Annotated in this window: 16 protein-coding genes; 5 read left to right on the plus strand and 11 right to left on the minus strand. The window is 73.7% G+C overall.

Annotated elements, in window-relative coordinates; genetic code table 11:
- Window positions 1-37: 37 nt before the first annotated feature.
- On the minus strand, window positions 38-940 hold the full coding sequence (locus DEI93_RS14710; RefSeq protein ID WP_111013186.1) for an aldo/keto reductase: 903 nt from the start codon (window positions 938-940) through the stop codon (window positions 38-40).
- Between the two features lie 78 nt (window positions 941-1,018).
- Between DEI93_RS14710 and DEI93_RS14715 the strand changes: the two genes are divergently transcribed.
- Together DEI93_RS14715 and DEI93_RS14720 are read left to right on the plus strand one after the other, a co-directional pair.
- On the plus strand, window positions 1,019-1,591 hold the full coding sequence (locus DEI93_RS14715; RefSeq protein ID WP_111120007.1) for a TetR/AcrR family transcriptional regulator: 573 nt from the start codon (window positions 1,019-1,021) through the stop codon (window positions 1,589-1,591).
- Window positions 1,592-1,790: 199 nt separating this feature from the next.
- Window positions 1,791-2,972: a glycosyltransferase family 9 protein gene (locus tag DEI93_RS14720; RefSeq protein WP_111120008.1), complete on the plus strand. Its 1,182-nt coding sequence runs from the start codon at window positions 1,791-1,793 to the stop codon at window positions 2,970-2,972.
- Here DEI93_RS14720 and DEI93_RS14725 read toward each other — a convergent pair.
- Window positions 2,938-3,537 (minus strand): putative antibiotic biosynthesis monooxygenase, encoded by a 600-nt coding sequence (locus DEI93_RS14725; protein WP_111120067.1) that lies wholly within the window; start codon window positions 3,535-3,537, stop codon window positions 2,938-2,940. The two genes, DEI93_RS14720 and DEI93_RS14725, sit on opposite strands and share 35 nt — an antisense overlap.
- A gap of 191 nt (window positions 3,538-3,728) precedes the next feature.
- Between DEI93_RS14725 and DEI93_RS14730 the strand changes: the two genes are divergently transcribed.
- Window positions 3,729-4,052 carry a hypothetical protein gene (locus DEI93_RS14730; protein WP_146244433.1) on the plus strand — a complete coding sequence of 108 codons (324 nt, stop codon included), beginning with the start codon at window positions 3,729-3,731 and terminating at the stop codon, window positions 4,050-4,052.
- A 161-nt stretch (window positions 4,053-4,213) separates the two neighbouring features.
- Here the strand turns inward: DEI93_RS14730 and DEI93_RS14735 are convergent, their stop codons facing one another.
- The 7 genes from DEI93_RS14735 to DEI93_RS14765 form a co-directional block, all read right to left on the minus strand.
- On the minus strand, window positions 4,214-4,918 hold the full coding sequence (locus DEI93_RS14735; protein ID WP_111010658.1) for an SDR family oxidoreductase: 705 nt from the start codon (window positions 4,916-4,918) through the stop codon (window positions 4,214-4,216).
- A gap of 97 nt (window positions 4,919-5,015) precedes the next feature.
- Window positions 5,016-6,404 carry a PfkB family carbohydrate kinase gene (locus DEI93_RS14740; RefSeq protein ID WP_111025782.1) on the minus strand — a complete coding sequence of 463 codons (1,389 nt, stop codon included), beginning with the start codon at window positions 6,402-6,404 and terminating at the stop codon, window positions 5,016-5,018.
- The gene (locus tag DEI93_RS14745; RefSeq protein WP_111013017.1) at window positions 6,401-7,039 is read right to left on the minus strand and encodes a D-sedoheptulose-7-phosphate isomerase; all 639 of its coding nucleotides are present in this window, start codon (window positions 7,037-7,039) and stop codon (window positions 6,401-6,403) included. Before DEI93_RS14745 ends, DEI93_RS14740 begins: the two co-directional genes overlap by 4 nt.
- The gene (locus DEI93_RS14750) at window positions 7,036-8,346 is read right to left on the minus strand and encodes a glycosyltransferase (RefSeq protein ID WP_111010655.1); all 1,311 of its coding nucleotides are present in this window, start codon (window positions 8,344-8,346) and stop codon (window positions 7,036-7,038) included. The genes DEI93_RS14745 and DEI93_RS14750 overlap by 4 nt, the downstream gene beginning before the upstream one ends.
- The gene (locus tag DEI93_RS14755; RefSeq protein WP_111120010.1) at window positions 8,343-9,410 is read right to left on the minus strand and encodes a glycosyltransferase; all 1,068 of its coding nucleotides are present in this window, start codon (window positions 9,408-9,410) and stop codon (window positions 8,343-8,345) included. The genes DEI93_RS14750 and DEI93_RS14755 overlap by 4 nt, the downstream gene beginning before the upstream one ends.
- A 97-nt stretch (window positions 9,411-9,507) precedes the next feature.
- Entirely contained in the window at window positions 9,508-10,566 is a 1,059-nt protein-coding gene (locus DEI93_RS14760; protein ID WP_111013015.1) for a glycosyltransferase family 9 protein, read from the minus strand.
- A complete protein-coding gene (locus DEI93_RS14765) occupies window positions 10,563-11,186 on the minus strand; it encodes a D-glycero-alpha-D-manno-heptose-1,7-bisphosphate 7-phosphatase (protein WP_111120011.1) in 624 nt (207 codons plus the stop codon). Before DEI93_RS14765 ends, DEI93_RS14760 begins: the two co-directional genes overlap by 4 nt.
- Before the next feature lie 102 nt (window positions 11,187-11,288).
- Between DEI93_RS14765 and DEI93_RS14770 the strand changes: the two genes are divergently transcribed.
- Together DEI93_RS14770 and DEI93_RS14775 are read left to right on the plus strand one after the other, a co-directional pair.
- Window positions 11,289-12,257, plus strand: coding sequence for a glycosyltransferase family 9 protein (locus DEI93_RS14770; RefSeq protein ID WP_111010649.1), 969 nt, complete (start codon window positions 11,289-11,291; stop codon window positions 12,255-12,257).
- Between the two features lie 66 nt (window positions 12,258-12,323).
- Window positions 12,324-12,845: a DUF6328 family protein gene (locus DEI93_RS14775; protein ID WP_111025790.1), complete on the plus strand. Its 522-nt coding sequence runs from the start codon at window positions 12,324-12,326 to the stop codon at window positions 12,843-12,845.
- Window positions 12,846-12,876: 31 nt separating this feature from the next.
- On the opposite strand, the gene DEI93_RS14780 is transcribed toward DEI93_RS14775, so the two are convergent.
- Window positions 12,877-13,644 carry an SDR family NAD(P)-dependent oxidoreductase gene (locus tag DEI93_RS14780; RefSeq protein WP_111013011.1) on the minus strand — a complete coding sequence of 256 codons (768 nt, stop codon included), beginning with the start codon at window positions 13,642-13,644 and terminating at the stop codon, window positions 12,877-12,879.
- Window positions 13,645-13,760: 116 nt separating this feature from the next.
- On the minus strand, window positions 13,761-14,795 hold the full coding sequence (gene ku, locus DEI93_RS14785; RefSeq protein WP_111120012.1) for a non-homologous end joining protein Ku: 1,035 nt from the start codon (window positions 14,793-14,795) through the stop codon (window positions 13,761-13,763).
- Window position 14,796 lies beyond the last annotated feature (1 nt).

Raw genomic sequence — 14,796 nt, forward strand, 5'->3', positions numbered from 1 at the left:
ACCCGCGCACGGTGCGGCCGCGCGCCCGTGAGTCCGGTCAGCGCTGCGCGCCGGCCGCGGGCGCCAGCGCATCGAGGGCAGCGGTCTGCTCGGCCGTGAGCTCCACCGCGCCCGCCGCCAGGTTCTCCGCGAGGTGGTCGGCGTTCGCCGTTCCGGGGATCAGCAGCGTGTTCGGCGCGTGCCCGAGCAGCCAGGCCAGGCCGACCTGCGCCGGGGAGGCCCCCAGCTCGGCCGCGATCCGCTGCACCGCGGGTTCGTCCGTCACCTTCGGCAGGCCGGGGAATCCGCTGCCGAGCGGGAAGAACGGCACCCAGGCGATGTCCTCGGCGACGCAGAGCGTGAGCATCGCCTCGAACTCGCGGGCGACGAGGGAGTACGCGTTCTGCACGCAGACCACGCCGACCGGGAGCGCCCGCCGGAGGCTCTCGATCCGCACCGCGCTGAGCCCGATCCCGCCGATCAGCCCCTCGTCGCGCATCGCGGTCATCTCGGCCAGCTGGTCGTCGAGGTCGACGAGGTCCTCGTCCGGCACGGTGAGACCGGGGCCGATCTCGGGGCGGCGGAGGTTGACGACGTCGAGTCGATCGCGTCCGAGCGTGCGGAGGTTCGCCTCGACCTGCGCACGGAGTTCCTCCGGTCGCTGCGCCAGCACGAGCGGGATCGGCGCGTCGACGCGGACCGCTCCCACCTTGCTGACGACCGCCACGGCGTCCGAGGAACCGATCGCCCGACGGATGACGTCGTTCGCGACCCCGTCGCCGTAGAACTCGGCAGTGTCGATGTGGTCCACCCCGAGCTCGACGGCGTGACGGAGGAACGCTGCCCCGGCCTCCCGGTCGTCGTCGAACCGTTCGAGCGCCATCGCGCCGTACCCGATGCGAGCGATCGCGCGCCCGGCGAGCGTCGCCGTCCCTCCGGGGATCGTCGTGTGGTCTGCCATCATGGCTCCTGTCGTCGTCGGAAACGGAGGATCCTCCGCTCTCCGCGACGCTACCACCGATCCGGAGGTACCTCCGCTTTGTCGTCCGCTCCCCCGCCCGCGCGTCGTCTGCGCGCCGATGCCGCGCGCAACCGCGCCAGGATCATCGAGGTCGCACGCGCGTCCTTCACCGACACCGGCCAGGACGCGTCGCTCGAGGGGATCGCGCGCGCCGCCGGCGTCGGGATCGGCACGCTCTACCGCCACTTCCCGACCCGCGAGGACCTGGTCGCCGCGGTCTACGACACCGAGCTCACATCGGTCCTCGCCACCGTCGAGCCACTCCTCGCCCGCCACACGCCCGACGTCGCCCTGCGGACCTTCATGGACCGGTACGCCGCGTTCGTCGTCACGAAGCGCGGGATGGCCGAGACCCTCCGTGCCGGGGCCTTCCGCGATGCCGTCGGGAGCGCCCGGACCCGCGAGCGCGTCAACGCCGCGATCGCCACGATCCTCGCCGCGGGGGCGGCCCTCGGCGTCCTGCGCCCGGCGGTCCCCGCCGACGACGTCACCGCCGCGCTGGTCGGGGTGTTCCTCGCGACCGCGGGCGTGGAGGACCAGGAGCAGGTCGGGCGGTTGCTCGACCTGCTCGTGTCGGGCCTCCGGCCCTGACCGCGCGGCGCCACTTCGAACCGGCCCCGTCCGTTCGAACCGCGGAACACGGGTGTTCGACCGGCATCGGGCGGTTCGATCAGGAAGCGGCGCCCGCCGGCGACGTGACCGCGGCGCGCGGAACGCCACCCAGCGCCTCCCGGTAGACAGGAGGACGCACCCGCGCGCCGTTCGGCGTGCCGCACCACGAGGAGGCCCGGTGTTCCCGATCGGTCAAGCACAGCCCGCGTTCGAGGACGTCCGCGAGATCGCGGTCCTGCGCGGCGGCGGACTCGGGGACCTGCTGTTCGCCATGCCGGCGATCGACGCGCTCGCCGCCGCGTACCCGGAGGCCCGCATCACCCTCCTCGGCACGCCCATGGCCGCCGCGCTGCTCGCCGACCGGCCCTCGTCGATCGACGCCGTCGAGGTGCTCCCCGTGGCGCCGGGTGTCCGCGAGGTCGCCGGGCAGGAGTCCGACCCCGCCGAGGTCGACGCGTTCACCGCCCGACTGCACGGGCGCTTCGACCTCGCCGTCCAGGTGCACGGCGGCGGCCGGAACTCCAATCCGTTCCTGCTCCGCCTCGGCGCACGACACACCGTCGGCACCGCGACCGAGGACGCCGAGGTCCTCGAGCGCTGGGTCCGCTACGTCTACTACCAGCACGAGGTGCTCCGGGCGCTCGAGGTCGCCGGGCTCGCCGGTGCCGCACCCGTCGTGCTCGATCCCGTCGTCCACGTGTCCGACGACGAGCGCGCGGCCGCCGTCGCCCGGATCGAGGACGCGATCGGCGCACCGCTCGCCGGGCGCCGGGTCGTCGCGGTCCACCCCGGCGCGACGGACCCCCGGCGCCGTTGGCCCGCGGAACGCTTCGCCGCGGTGGCGGCCGCCCGCATGGCCCAGGGCGACGTCGTCATCGTCGTCGGCGACGAGTCGGACCGGGAGGCGGCGATCACCATCGCGCGCTCGGCCACCGACATCGCGGGTCCGGACAGCCCCGGGCAGATCGTCGACCTCGCGGGGGTGCTCGGCCTCGGGGAGCTCCCGGGGACGCTCGCGATCGCGGACGTCATGGTCGCCGACGACTCGGGGCCGCGGCACCTCGCGGTCGCGGTCGGCACCCGCACGGTCGGGATCTTCTGGTTCGGCAACGTCGTCAACGCGGCGCCGTTCGACCGGGGGCGCCACCGGGTCGAGATGAGCTTCACGACGCACTGCCCCGTGTGCGGCGTCGACGTCACCCAGGTCGGCTGGACCGCGGAGCGCTGCGAGCACGACCCGTCGTTCGTGGCCGAGGTCGGGGTCGAGGTGGTGCTCGCCGACGTCGCGGACCTGCTGACGACCGCCCCGGCCGCCGAGCCCGTGGTCAGCGGCGCGGCGCGAGCAACCAGGGGCGGATGAGCCGCGTCACGAACGGCAGCACCCAGAACGTCATGACCGGCGTGAGGACGAGCGTCGTCAGCAGGACCTTCGGCACGGTCGGGAACGTCGACCAGAACGGCACGAACGTGGTCACGAGGAGCGTGAACACGAGGTTCACCGGGAAGAACCCGAGCCAGATCGACACCGCCTGCTTCCATCGCGGGGGTGCGCTGTCGGACGGCGCATCGCGCGGCACGTCGAACCACCCCTCGATCCCCGTGCGCTTCTCCACCCGGGACTCCACGACGAGGTCTCGGCCCTCGTCGAGCCACCGGAGGCGGTCGTCCGAGTTCTCCCACGTCGCCAGCGTCGTCGGGTCGGCGAACCGGTAGAGCATGTGCCACTCGCGCGAGGTCGCATGCGAGCGGACCCATCCGGACCCGAGGAACCCCGGGTAGCGATTGGCGAGGTTGACGCCCGACTGCACCCAGCGGGTGACCTCCGGGATCCGGTCGGGCTCGACGAGGCGGGTGATGGACACGGTGACGGGGAGGCCGATGGTCGCTTGTGGCGTGACGGCGTCCCCAGGCTCGGCTGGAGTCATGACGACGATCATCGCGCGCCCGTGTTTCCGCGGCGTGAACCGGTCGCCCCGTACGCGGCCGAGATCGCAGAACACGCCGCTCACCTCGCACGGTGGACGGCGTGTTCTGCGATCTCGACGATGTCGGCGTGGCCGCCCGCAGGTCAGGCGCTGAGGAACGGAACGGGGGCCACACGTGCCAGGATGCGGTCATGTCCGAGAGGAACTCACCGCTACCGGCCCCCGGCACACCGCTCCCACCGCCGCGGTACCTCGCGCACCGACCCCTGGTCATGCTGTGGTCGACCACCCTGGCGCTCGTCGTCACCGCGGTGGTGTTCTGGGTGCGGGCGCACCTCGACTTCACCGGGAGCGCCTACCACCAGGTGGACGCCACCGCGGGCTTCGTGATGCTCGGCGTCGGGGTCGCGTTCGTCGGCCTGGCGGTCCTGACGGCGACGGTGTCCCTCGTGCTCCACGCGCTCGGACACCGACTGGTCGTGCCGAACCCGGACGCGGCTGACCCTCGTCCCTGACCGCCCCGCCCCCGGCCCGGCGCCTCCGGCCCCGCGAGATCGCAGAACACGCCGCTCACCTCGGAAGGTGAACGGCGTGTTCTGCGATCTGGGCGGAACCGGGGGCCGGAGGCCGGAGGCCGGAGGCCGCGGCCGGAGGCCGCGGCCGGGCCGGGCCGGGGCTACGGCCAGCTGGGCTCCTCGGCCGGCATGATCGCGAGCTCGCGGATCTCGCACCCGGCGGGCTGGCTCAGGGCGAAGATGATCGCGTTCGCGACGTACTCCGGCTCGATGAGCTTGGCGTCCGGCCCCGGCTTGTACTGCTCGGTGCGGCCCTCGAAGAACGCGGTGCGCATGCCCGCGGGGATGATGTTCGTCACGCCGACGACGCCACGGGTCTCGGCCGCGAGCGCCTGGGAGAACCCGCGGACGCCGAACTTCGACGCGGAGTACGCGGTGCCGTCGCCGACGCCCTTGAGCGCCAGCGAGGACGAGATGATGACGACGCGGCCGTTCGAGGCCTCGAGCGCGGGCAGGGCAGCGCGCACGGTCGCGGCGGTGCCGAGCAGGTTGACGCCGACGATGCGCTCCCAGTCGCCGGACGAGATGCCGCCGATCGGGGCCGGCTTGTCGATGCCCGCGGCGGTGACGACGGCGTCGAGGCCACCGTGACGCTCGGCGGCGTCACGCACGGCCTGCTCGGTGGCGGCGGTGTCGGTGACGTCGACGGCCACGCTGTCCCACTCGCTCGGGACCGCGTCGGTCTTCAGGTCGAGCACGATCGGGGTGCCGCCCGCCTCGGCGACGGCGGCGGCGACGGCGGCACCGAGGCCGCTCGCACCGCCGGTGACGAGCACGCGGCCGATGGGCGTGGTGGGGATGGGCATGGGTGTTCCTTTCGGTTCTGCGGTCGGACGGGAGGCGCGACGGCGGACGGCTGCCGCGCCTCCCGGCCGGACGTGGTCGGGATGGTGCGCGCTCGCGCTACCCGACGCGTTCGAGGGCGGCAGCGAGCCGCGTGGTGGAGCGCCCCGGGTGGAACGGCACGGTGACGACGCGGCCACCCCACTCGGCGAGGGTCCGGGACTCCGGGAGCTCGTCGGCGGAGTAGTCGCCGCCCTTCGCCCAGACGTCGGGCTGGAAGCGGCGGAGGGCCTCGTCGGGCGTCGACTCGTCGAACACGATGACGGCGTCGACGCAGTCGAGCGCGAGGAGGAGCTCGACGCGGTCCTCCTGCGTCATGATCGGCCGGTCGGGGCCCTTGAGCCCGCGGACGGAGCTGTCCGAGTTGAGGCAGACCACGAGGCAGTCGCCCAGCGCTCGGGCGGCTGACAGGGTGCGGGCGTGGCCGGCGTGGAGCAGGTCGAAGCAGCCACCGGTCGCGACCACGGTGCCGCCCGCGGCGCGGACGTCGTGGGCGACCCGGATGGCGTCCCGGTCACTGCCCGGCACGGTGACCGGTGCGGGAGGCGCGAGGAGCGACGCGACGCCGCCCGCGGCCAGGTAGGCGGAGGCGTCGGCGACACCCGCCGCGACGGCGTCCTCGGTCGAGGCGCCCTGCGCGAGCGCGACGGCGACGCCGGCCGCGAGCCGATCACCGGCGCCACAGGGGTCGCCCGCGGTGACGGAGGGCGCGGGGACGAAGCGGGAGTCGCCGGCGTCGGTGCGGAGCAACGCGCCCTTCTCGCCCATCGTGACGGCGACCGCGTGGGCGGACCAGTCGGCGACGAGCTGCTCGCCGGCGGCCGTGGCGAAGGGCACGCCGGAGCCGGTCGCGCCGGAGAAGCCCCGGGCCTCCGCGGCGTTCGGGGTGGCGACCGCGATGCCCGGGACCGGCTGCGCGCCCTTCGGGTGCGGGTCCCACACGACGGGGGTGGTCTCGGCGACGCGGGTCAGGGCCTCCCGGAGCGCGGGAGCGGCGGCGAGGCCACGGCCGTAGTCGGCGACGACGATCGCGTCGGCGCCCTCGAGCGCGGCGGTCATGTCCGCGGTCACATCCGGCACGGGCGGCGTCGCGCAGGCCTCGTCGATGCGGACGAGCGCGTGGTCGCCGACACGCACGCGGGTCTTGACGGGGGTCGCGACGCCGGAGTCCCCGGCGACGACGCGGACGCCGGGCATGCCGTCCCGGAGCTCGGCGCCCCGGTCGTCCTGGCCGAGGACGGTGACGAGCGTGACGTCGTGGCCGTCGCGCGCGAGCATGGTCGCGACGAGCCCGGCACCACCGGCGCGGCGGACCTCGTCCTGCACGTCGAGCACGGGCACGGGCGCGTCGGGGCTGAGGCGCTCCGAGGTCCCGGTGACGTCGACGTCGAGCAGGGTGTCGCCGACGACGACGATCCGCGTGCGGGTGGTGTCCGTGCGGGCGTTCATCGGCGGCCTCCCCGGAGTCCCTTGAGCGCGGGCTCCATGGCCCGGCAGAGTGCGTGCACGAGGACGAGCTGGGCCTCCTGCACGTTGGCGGAGGGCCCGTCGATGCAGATCGCGTCGTCGACGACCTCGGCGAGGGGGTTCGGGCGTGATCCGGTCATCGCCCAGGTGCGGACGCCGATGGAGCGGGCGGCACGGGCTGCGTTGAGCAGGTTCTCGCTCTTGCCGCTCGTCGAGAGCAGCACGAGGACGTCGCCGGCGCGGGCGTGCGCGTGCACCTGGCGGGCGAAGACGTGTTCGTAGCCGTAGTCGTTCCCGATCGCGGTGACCGCGGAGGACTCGGCGTGCAACGAGATCGCACTGAAGGCGGGACGGTCCCCGTCGAACCGGCCGACGAGCTCGCTCGTCAGGTGCTGCGCCTCCGCCGCGGAGCCGCCGTTGCCGGCCGCGAGGAGCCGCTGGCCCCGGCCGAGCCGCGACGCGAGGTCGTCGGCCCACGCCGCGATGTGGTCGCCGTGCTCGGCGAGGGACGCGATGACCGGGACGGACGCGGCGATGTGGTCGAGGACGAGCGACGCGCTCGAGGCTGGCTCGTCCGACGTCGGCCGAGCGGTGGTGGCGGGCAGGTCGATGGTCATCGGAGGGTCCTTCCGGCGGTGCCCAGGGGGGCGGGGTCGAGCGTGGGGACGGCACCGGCACGGCGACGTCCGGGACGGGTGGAACGGCGACCGGTGATGCGGTCGTACACCCGCTCGGAGTCGGTGGCGATGCGCGCCCACGAGTAGCGGGACTCGACCCGCTCGCGGCCGGCGCGGCCGAACGCCACGCGACGGTCGGGGTCGTCGAGGATCGCGGCGACGGCCTCGGCGACCGCGGCGGCGTCCCGCGGCGGCACGTGCAGGCCGGTGGCGTCCTCGACGACGGTGTCGATGAGGCCGCCGACGCTCGACGCGACGACCGGGACGCCGCAGGCCATGGCCTCGAGCGGCACGATCCCGAACGGCTCGTACCACGGGGCGCACACGACGACGTCGGCACTCCGGAGGACGGTCGGGATCTCGCGCTGGGACAGCTGGCCGCGGAACGTCACGTGGTCCCGCACGCCGAGCCGGGTGGCCAGGGCGTCGAGACGCTGGTACTCCGGGTCGTCCACGAGGTCGGCCCCGGCGGTCCCCGCCCCACCGACGATGACGAGTTCGACGTCGCGGCCCGCGTGCACGAGGCGGGCGAGCGCGTCGATCGTCGTGCCGACGCCCTTGCGCTGCACGAGCCGGGAGGCCGTGACGACCCGGTGCCGTCGGCTGCGGACCTCGGTCAGGCCGTCCGGCGTGAACGCGTCGACGTCGACCCCGCAGGGCACGACCGAGATGCTGCGGTTCGGGATGCCGAGGGCCTTGAGCTCGAACGCCTCGTCGGAGCACGTCGCGATGACCTGGTCGGCGCGGCGCCCGACCTCCGGTTCGAGCCACTCGCGCTCGTTCGGGCTGGTGTCGGCCGAGCCCTGGTGGCGGCGCTTCACGACGCCGAGCGCGTGGTACGTGTGCACGACGGGGATGCGCGGTCCGTCGCTGTGGGCACCGAGCTGCTGTGCTGCGTCGAGGGCCGCGAGCCCGGACATCCAGAAGTGGCTGTGCACGATGTCGGGGCGGTCGACGGTCCACGCGGCGACGAGGAACGAGGCGAACTGCCCCATGTACTGGAGCAGGTCGTCCTTCGGCAGGCGTTCGGCCGGCCCGGCGTCGACGTGCACGACGTCCACACCGGGGCGGAGCGACACCCGGCGCGGCAGGGTCGCGTCGTCGCGCCGCGTGTAGACCGTCACCTGGTGCCCGCGGTCGGCGAGCGCCCCGGACAGGGCTGCGACGTGGACGTTCTGGCCGCCGGCGTCGACGCCCCCGAGCGTGGCCAGCGGGCTGGCGTGCTCCGAGACCATGGCGATCTTCATGCGCGGTTCCTTCCGTCGGTGCCATCGGCGACCGGGGCTGCGCCGACCAGGTCGGTGAGCGGTGCCGGGGCCGGTGCGGATCGGTGGTGTGCTGCGAGGTGACGCTCCTGCACGCCGTCGAGGAGGTCGTCCCAGTCGCCGAGGAATCGCTCCAGGGAGTGGCGCGCGAGCACGGCCTCCCGGGCGACGAGGCCGCGGCGACGCGCCTCGTCGGGGTCGGCGACGAGGTGTCGGGCGGTGGCGACGAGGTCTTCGACGTCGGTCGAGATCGCGCCAGCCTCGGCGGGGACCGCACGGGCCGCCTCGGTCGTGCCGAGGACGAGCACCGGCATCGCCATGTGCATCGCCTCGAGCAGGGACAGCCCGAGCGAGGTCCAGCGGTTGAGGTGCAGGTAGGCGCGGCGCTCGGCGAGCTGCGTGTGCATCGGGTCGGGCTTGACGTCCCCCATCACGCCGAGCCGGTCCGGACCGAGTCCGAGGGCGTCCGGGAGCTGGTCGGTGCCCATCCCGAACGCGTCGACGGGAGCGACCGCCGCGAACCGCGGCACGAGGTCGGTCCCGGCGACGCGCGTCCGGCGGACGGGCTCGTTGACCACGACCCCGAACCGCTCGAGCGTGCCGGTGTACCGCGGACCGGGGTCGACGACGCCGTGTTCGATCACCGTCGTGGCGGTCGTGCCGCAGTCCCACATGAGGGCGTTGAAGTGCGTGACGTGCGCGATGAGGACGTCGTCCCGGTCGCGCAGCGGATGCAGGGACGCGGGGACGTCGACCCGCGGGGCGTTGTGCTCGACGAAGACCACCGGGACGTCGCGGCCGAGACGGGCACCGAGCAGGCGTTCGGCCTCGGCGAACTCTTCGGTGCGCTGCAGGACGACGACGTCGACGTCGGCGTCGCGCACGGCCTCCGGCGCGATCTCGACGACGTTCTCGGGCCAGAGCCGGTCGGCGCGACCGAGGCCCCAGGCGTCACGGGCGGGGGTGGTGGGGACGAGGTAGTCGTGCTGACCCCGGACGAACGCGTCCATCCAGCCGCCGTGCACGTGCCACACCAGGATCCGCACGCCATACCTCCTGCTCGTCCGTCCCCGGCTGAGGGAACGCCGGGAATTCGGACGATACGCACTCCTCCTGCTGCTCGCCTCCCGGTGGGACTGCTTCTCAGGAGTGTTGTACCCCGGACGTGCCCCGTTCCCAGCCAGCGAGGCGCGCGCACGCGGCGACCACGGCCTCCGGGTCGACGGAGCGGAGGCACGGGTGTCCCGGCACCGGACACTCGCGGGCGCGGCTCAGTCGGCAGGGCGCCTGCTGGTCGCCGAGCAGTTCCACGGGCACGCCGTAGGGCGCCCACCGGACCGCGGGCACCACCGGCGAGAACAGACTGACGATCGGGACCCCGACGGCCGCCGCGAGGTGGGCCGGACCCGTGTTCCCGACGACGACGACCTCGGCGCCCGCGAGCACCGACGCCAGTGCCGCCGGGCTCGTCCGGCCCCCGAGGTCGATGCCCGAGGCCCCTGCGGCGGCGGCCGTGAGGTCACGCTCGCCCGGGCTGCCGGTCACGACCACGGTGTGTCCGAGGGCGGCGAGCCGCTCCACGAGCGCGGCGTGCAGGTCGACCGGCCACGACCGCGCCGGGACGCTCGCGCCGGGGTGGACCACGACGTACGGTCCGAGCCCGTCGAGCTCCGGGGGCAGGTCCGCCGGGTCGTGGACGACCGCGAGCCGACCGTCGTCCCCGTCCGGCAGCGCGTACCCCGCCGCTCGGGCGATCTCCAGCGCACGCTCGGGTTCGGGCTGGTCCTCGGGAAAGTCCTCGCCGGGCCGGAGTCGCACGTCGAGCAGTGCCCCCGCGTGGTCGACCGACGCCCCGGTGATCCTCGCGACCCCCGCCAGGCGGAGGAGGAGCGCGACCGGGAGGGGCGACTGGTGGAACGAGGTGAGGACGATGGCCTCGTCGGGCCGGGCCTCCTGGACGATCGCGTCGAACTCGGCGAGCATCGCGGCGTCGACCGGCCGGTCGGTCTCGGTGATCCAGGGACAGGCCCAGACCCGGAGCTCGTCCACGCCCGGCAGGAGCCGCCCCGCGGGAGCCCCCTGCGGGCCGCAGAGCATCCACACCTCGGTGTCCGGAGCCGCCGCGACGGCCCGGACCGCGGGTCCGCCGACGAGGACGTCCCCGAAGCTGTCGAGCCGGACGACGAGGACCCGGCGCGTCACCGCCCGGTCCCGGCGCGTTCCGCCGCCGCGCGTTCCGCCCCGGCGCGCTCCGCCCGTGCGGCGAGGTCACCCTGGCGGCCGTGGCGCAGCGAGTGGAGCACGAGCGCGACCGCGTCGACGAGCGACTCCGTGGCGACGTCCGCCTCGTCGATCTCCTCGGCCCGGGTGACCTCGGTGGGAACGAGGATGCCGGCCGCTCCCGCGTTGCGCGCCGCGCCCATGTCCGCGCCGATGTCCCCGATGACGACGCACTCCTCGGGCGCGACGCCGAGGCGTTCCGCGGCGTTGACGACCATCCCCGGACGGGGCTTCCGGCAGTCGCAGTCGTCGTCCGGACCGTGCGGGCAGACCTCCCACACGTCGAACGGACCGATGAGCTCGTCCACCCGGGCGTTCACCGCGTCGACCTGGTCGCGGGTGGCGGTCCCCCGGGCGATCGCCGACTGGTTCGTCACGACACCGACCGCGACCCCCGCGGCACGGAGCGCCTGGACCGCGCGGCGGGCCCCCGGCACCGGCTCCACGAGGTCCGGGTCCGTGTTGTAGGGCACGTCGACCACGAGGGTGCCGTCGCGGTCGAAGAGGACAGCGCGAGGGGGGCGGTGCGTGCGCAGGCTCATGCACCGATTCGTACCCGGTCCGGCCGGTCCCCGTCACGTGCCCGGCGCGTCGAGCGAGGCGGGGCGCGGGCGGGTGCCCGTCACGCCCGGTAGCGTCGACCCGTGCCCGCACTCCCCGCCCTGCCGCCGTCGGACGGCCGCCCCGAGCTCGTCGTGCTCCGCGCGATCAAGCTCGGTGACATCCTCATCGCCGTGCCCGCGCTGCACGCACTGCGCCGCGCGTACCCGGAGCACCGCATGACGCTCGCGACCACCGCGTGGCTCGCCCCGATCGTCGAGCTGCTGCCGGGGGTCGACGTGCACCTGGCGCAGCAGGGCCTCGACCACGACATGCCGATCGAACCCGGCACCGTCGACGTGGCGGTGAACCTGCACGGCTCCGGCGGGGAGTCCCGCGCGATCATCGCGCACCTGGAGGCCCGGCACACCATCAAGCACGCCGCGCACGGTGAGGACGGGCTGCCCTGGCTCGACGGCATGCACGAGCGGGAGCGGTGGATCCGCCTCGTCCGCGCCTTCGGGATCGAGGGCGACCCGGACGAGGTCGACATCCGCGTGCCGGACCTCGAGCCCGCGGTCCGGGACGCCGCCGTCGTGCACGTCGGCGCGTTCTACGGCGCGCGGCACTGGCCGGTCGAGCGGTTCGCCGCGGTCGCCCGTGCGCTCGCGGCCCAGGGACTCGACGTCGTCGTGACGGGAGGCGCGGACGACGTCGACCGCGCCACCGCCGTCGCCGAGGGGGCCGGCCTGGCACCGGCCGCCGTGCTGGCGGGCCGGCTCGACCTGCAGGAGTTCGCCGCGGTCATCGCCGCCGCGCACGTCGTCGTGACCGTCGACACGGGCGCCGCGCACCTGGCGTCGGCGTACCACGTGCCGAGCGTCGTGCTGTTCGGCCCGGCGCCGCCGGAGGAGTGGGGCCCGCCGGCCTCTGGTCCGCACGTCGTGCTGACGGACGCGAGCGTCCGCCGGGGTGACGTGTTCGCGACGGAGCCCGACCCGGCCCTCCTGGCGGTCACGGTCGACGACGTCCTGGAGGCGGTGGCGGAGGTCACGGCGCGCGTCGCGTCCTGACCGCGGGTCGGCACCAGCCCACAGCTGCGTCCGGTGCGGGCTCCCCCTCGGCTACCCTGGTCGGCCATGAGCACGACCGACGACGGAGCAGCGGATCGGGCACGCAACGAGACCCGGTCGGAGCGGTACGACCGGAACTGGCGCGACATGCAGCAGGAGCTGCGGATCGTGCAGACGGGCACCCAGATCCTCGCCGGGTTCCTGCTCACGCTGCCGTTCCAACAGCGCTTCAGCATCCTCGACGACGGTGAGATCGCGATCTACCTCGTGCTCGTCATCCTCGCGGCCGGCATCACGATCCTGGCGCTGGGCGCGGTCTCGACCCACCGCCTCCTGTTCGGGCAGCGGCAGAAGCACGACCTCGTGCGCTTCGGCAACCGGATCCTCATCGCCTGTCTCGTCATGAGCGCGCTGCTGTTCGCGGGCACGGTCCTGTTCGTGTTCGACGTCGTCCTGGGACACACGATGGGTGTGATCGGCGGCGTCGTCGTGTTCGTCGCGACCGCGGTGCTCTGGATCGGGGTGCCCCTGGCGGCCCGGCGGACTCGCCAGGACGACCAGGAGGACGGCGAGGTGCCTCGGAGCTGATCGCGGCGGACCCGCGGCCAGAGCCCCGCGGTCAGAGCCCGACGCTGCCCTGCGAGATCCCGCCGTCGACGGTGACGGTGGTGCTCGTCATGTACCCGGCCTTGCCGGACGCGAGGAAGACGACGACCTCGGCGATCTCCCTCGGCTCGGCGAGGCGACCGAGCGGGATCGCGGCGTCGAGTTGCGCGAGCTTCTCGGCGTCCGAGGTCGTCGCGGTGTTGATCGGCGTGTCCACGGCGCCGGGCGCGATGTTCACCATGCGGATGCCGTGGGGCCCGAGCTCGACGCCACCGCTCCGGGCGAGCATCCGCATGCCGCCCTTGGCGACGCAGTAGGCGAGGTTGCCCGGCATCGGCCAGTCCTCGTGCACGCTCGAGATGTTGAGGATGAGCCCGCCGCCGCCCTGCGCCACGAACTGCTTCGCCGCCGCCTGCGAGCCGAAGAACGCGCTCTTCATGTTGATCGCCATGACGCGGTCGTAGCCCTCCTCGGTCTCCTCGAGCAGGGACTTGCGGTCCTCGACACCCGCGTTGTTCACGAGCACGTCGAGCCGCCCGTAGGTGTCGACCGCGGTCTGCACCATGCGGTGCAGGTCGTCGGCCTTCGTGATGTCCGCCTCGACGCCGACGGCCTTGCCACCGGCCTGCTCGATCTTCGCGATGAGGGCGTCCGTCGCCTCGGGGTGCACGACGTAGTCGATGACGATGTTGGCCCCCTCGGCGGCCGCGGCGAGGCAGATCTGCTCGCCGATCCCGCTGTTGCCACCCGTGACCACGATCGTCGTTCCGTCCAGCAACATCTCGGTCTCCTCGCTCCGTCGAGCCGTCGAGCAGGCGCTCGGACCAGCGCCGCCGAACGTACGCGCGGAGTGCTGCCGCCCGACCTCGGGCGAGCGACCGTCGGGTGAAGGACCGCTCAGCTGGCCTTCTTCGAGCGGGACCGAGCGGCAGGCACCTTCTTCTCGCCCTTCGCACCCGCGGTCGACGACGACGCCTTCGCGGCGGACGTCTTCGACGACGCCTTCGCGGCGGACGTCTTCGACGACGCCTTCGAGGCCGCCTTCCCGGCCGGTGCCTTCCGCCGCGGCTCGGGGTCGTCCTCGGCCGCGTCGTCGTCCGCCGCGTCGTCATCGGCCGATCGACCACCCCGGCTCGACCGGGAGGCGCGGTTCCGGTCGACCGACGCGCGCAACGCCGCCATGAGGTCGATGACGTCACCGCCGTCGCCCTCGTCCTCGTCCGGCTGCTCACCGAAGGTCGCGGCGGTGTCGACGTCGTCGCCCGCTTCGAGCTTCGCGTCGATGAGCTGCTGCAGCTGCTCCTGGTACTCGTCGGTGTACTTGCTCGGGTCGTAGTCGGTGGACATGCTGTCGACGAGTGAGGACGACATCTTCAGCTCGTTCGCCGAGACCTTGACGTCCGTGTCGAGGGCCTTGAAGTCGGCTGCGCGGACCTCGTCCCCCCACAGCAGCCCCTGCAGGACGAGGACGTCGTCGTGCACCCGAAGGGCACCGAGCCGGGTCTTCTGCCGGAGCGTGAACTGCACGATGGCGGTCCGGTCGGTGCGATCGAGGGTCTCGCGGAGCAGGACGTAGGCCTTGGGCGACCGCGAGTCCGGCTCGAGGTAGTAGGACTTCTCGTACGAGATCGGGTCCACCTGGTCGCTCGGCACGAACTCGAGCACCTCGATCTCGTGGGACTGCTCCTCGGGCAGCGTCTTCAGGTCGTCCGCGGTGAGCACGACCGTCTTGTCGCCGTCGTCGTAGGCGCGCTGGATGTGCTCGTAGTCGACGTCGTGACCGAGCTCGCACACGCGCTTGTACCGGATGCGGCCGTTGTCCTCGTCGTGGACCTGGTGCAGCGCGATGTCGTGGGTCTCCGTCGCCGCGTAGACCTTGATCGGCACGTTGACCAGCCCGAACGCGATGGAGCCCTTCCAGATCGACCTCATG

Origin of the sequence: Curtobacterium sp. MCBD17_035 (assembly GCF_003234815.2) — a bacterium.
Classification (GTDB): Bacteria; Actinomycetota; Actinomycetes; order Actinomycetales; family Microbacteriaceae; genus Curtobacterium.

Coding starts and splice junctions, on each gene's coding strand:
- DEI93_RS14710 (WP_111013186.1), bottom strand. CDS start 940: ATGGCAGACCACACGACGATCCCCGGAGGGACGGCGACGCTCGCCGGG.
- DEI93_RS14725 (WP_111120067.1), bottom strand. CDS start 3,537: ATGACTCCAGCCGAGCCTGGGGACGCCGTCACGCCACAAGCGACCATC.
- DEI93_RS14730 (WP_146244433.1), top strand. CDS start 3,729: ATGTCCGAGAGGAACTCACCGCTACCGGCCCCCGGCACACCGCTCCCA.
- DEI93_RS14735 (WP_111010658.1), bottom strand. CDS start 4,918: ATGCCCATCCCCACCACGCCCATCGGCCGCGTGCTCGTCACCGGCGGT.
- DEI93_RS14740 (WP_111025782.1), bottom strand. CDS start 6,404: ATGAACGCCCGCACGGACACCACCCGCACGCGGATCGTCGTCGTCGGC.
- DEI93_RS14745 (WP_111013017.1), bottom strand. CDS start 7,039: ATGACCATCGACCTGCCCGCCACCACCGCTCGGCCGACGTCGGACGAG.
- DEI93_RS14750 (WP_111010655.1), bottom strand. CDS start 8,346: ATGAAGATCGCCATGGTCTCGGAGCACGCCAGCCCGCTGGCCACGCTC.
- DEI93_RS14765 (WP_111120011.1), bottom strand. CDS start 11,186: ATGAGCCTGCGCACGCACCGCCCCCCTCGCGCTGTCCTCTTCGACCGC.
- DEI93_RS14775 (WP_111025790.1), top strand. CDS start 12,324: ATGAGCACGACCGACGACGGAGCAGCGGATCGGGCACGCAACGAGACC.
- DEI93_RS14780 (WP_111013011.1), bottom strand. CDS start 13,644: ATGTTGCTGGACGGAACGACGATCGTGGTCACGGGTGGCAACAGCGGG.
- ku (WP_111120012.1), bottom strand. CDS start 14,795: ATGAGGTCGATCTGGAAGGGCTCCATCGCGTTCGGGCTGGTCAACGTG.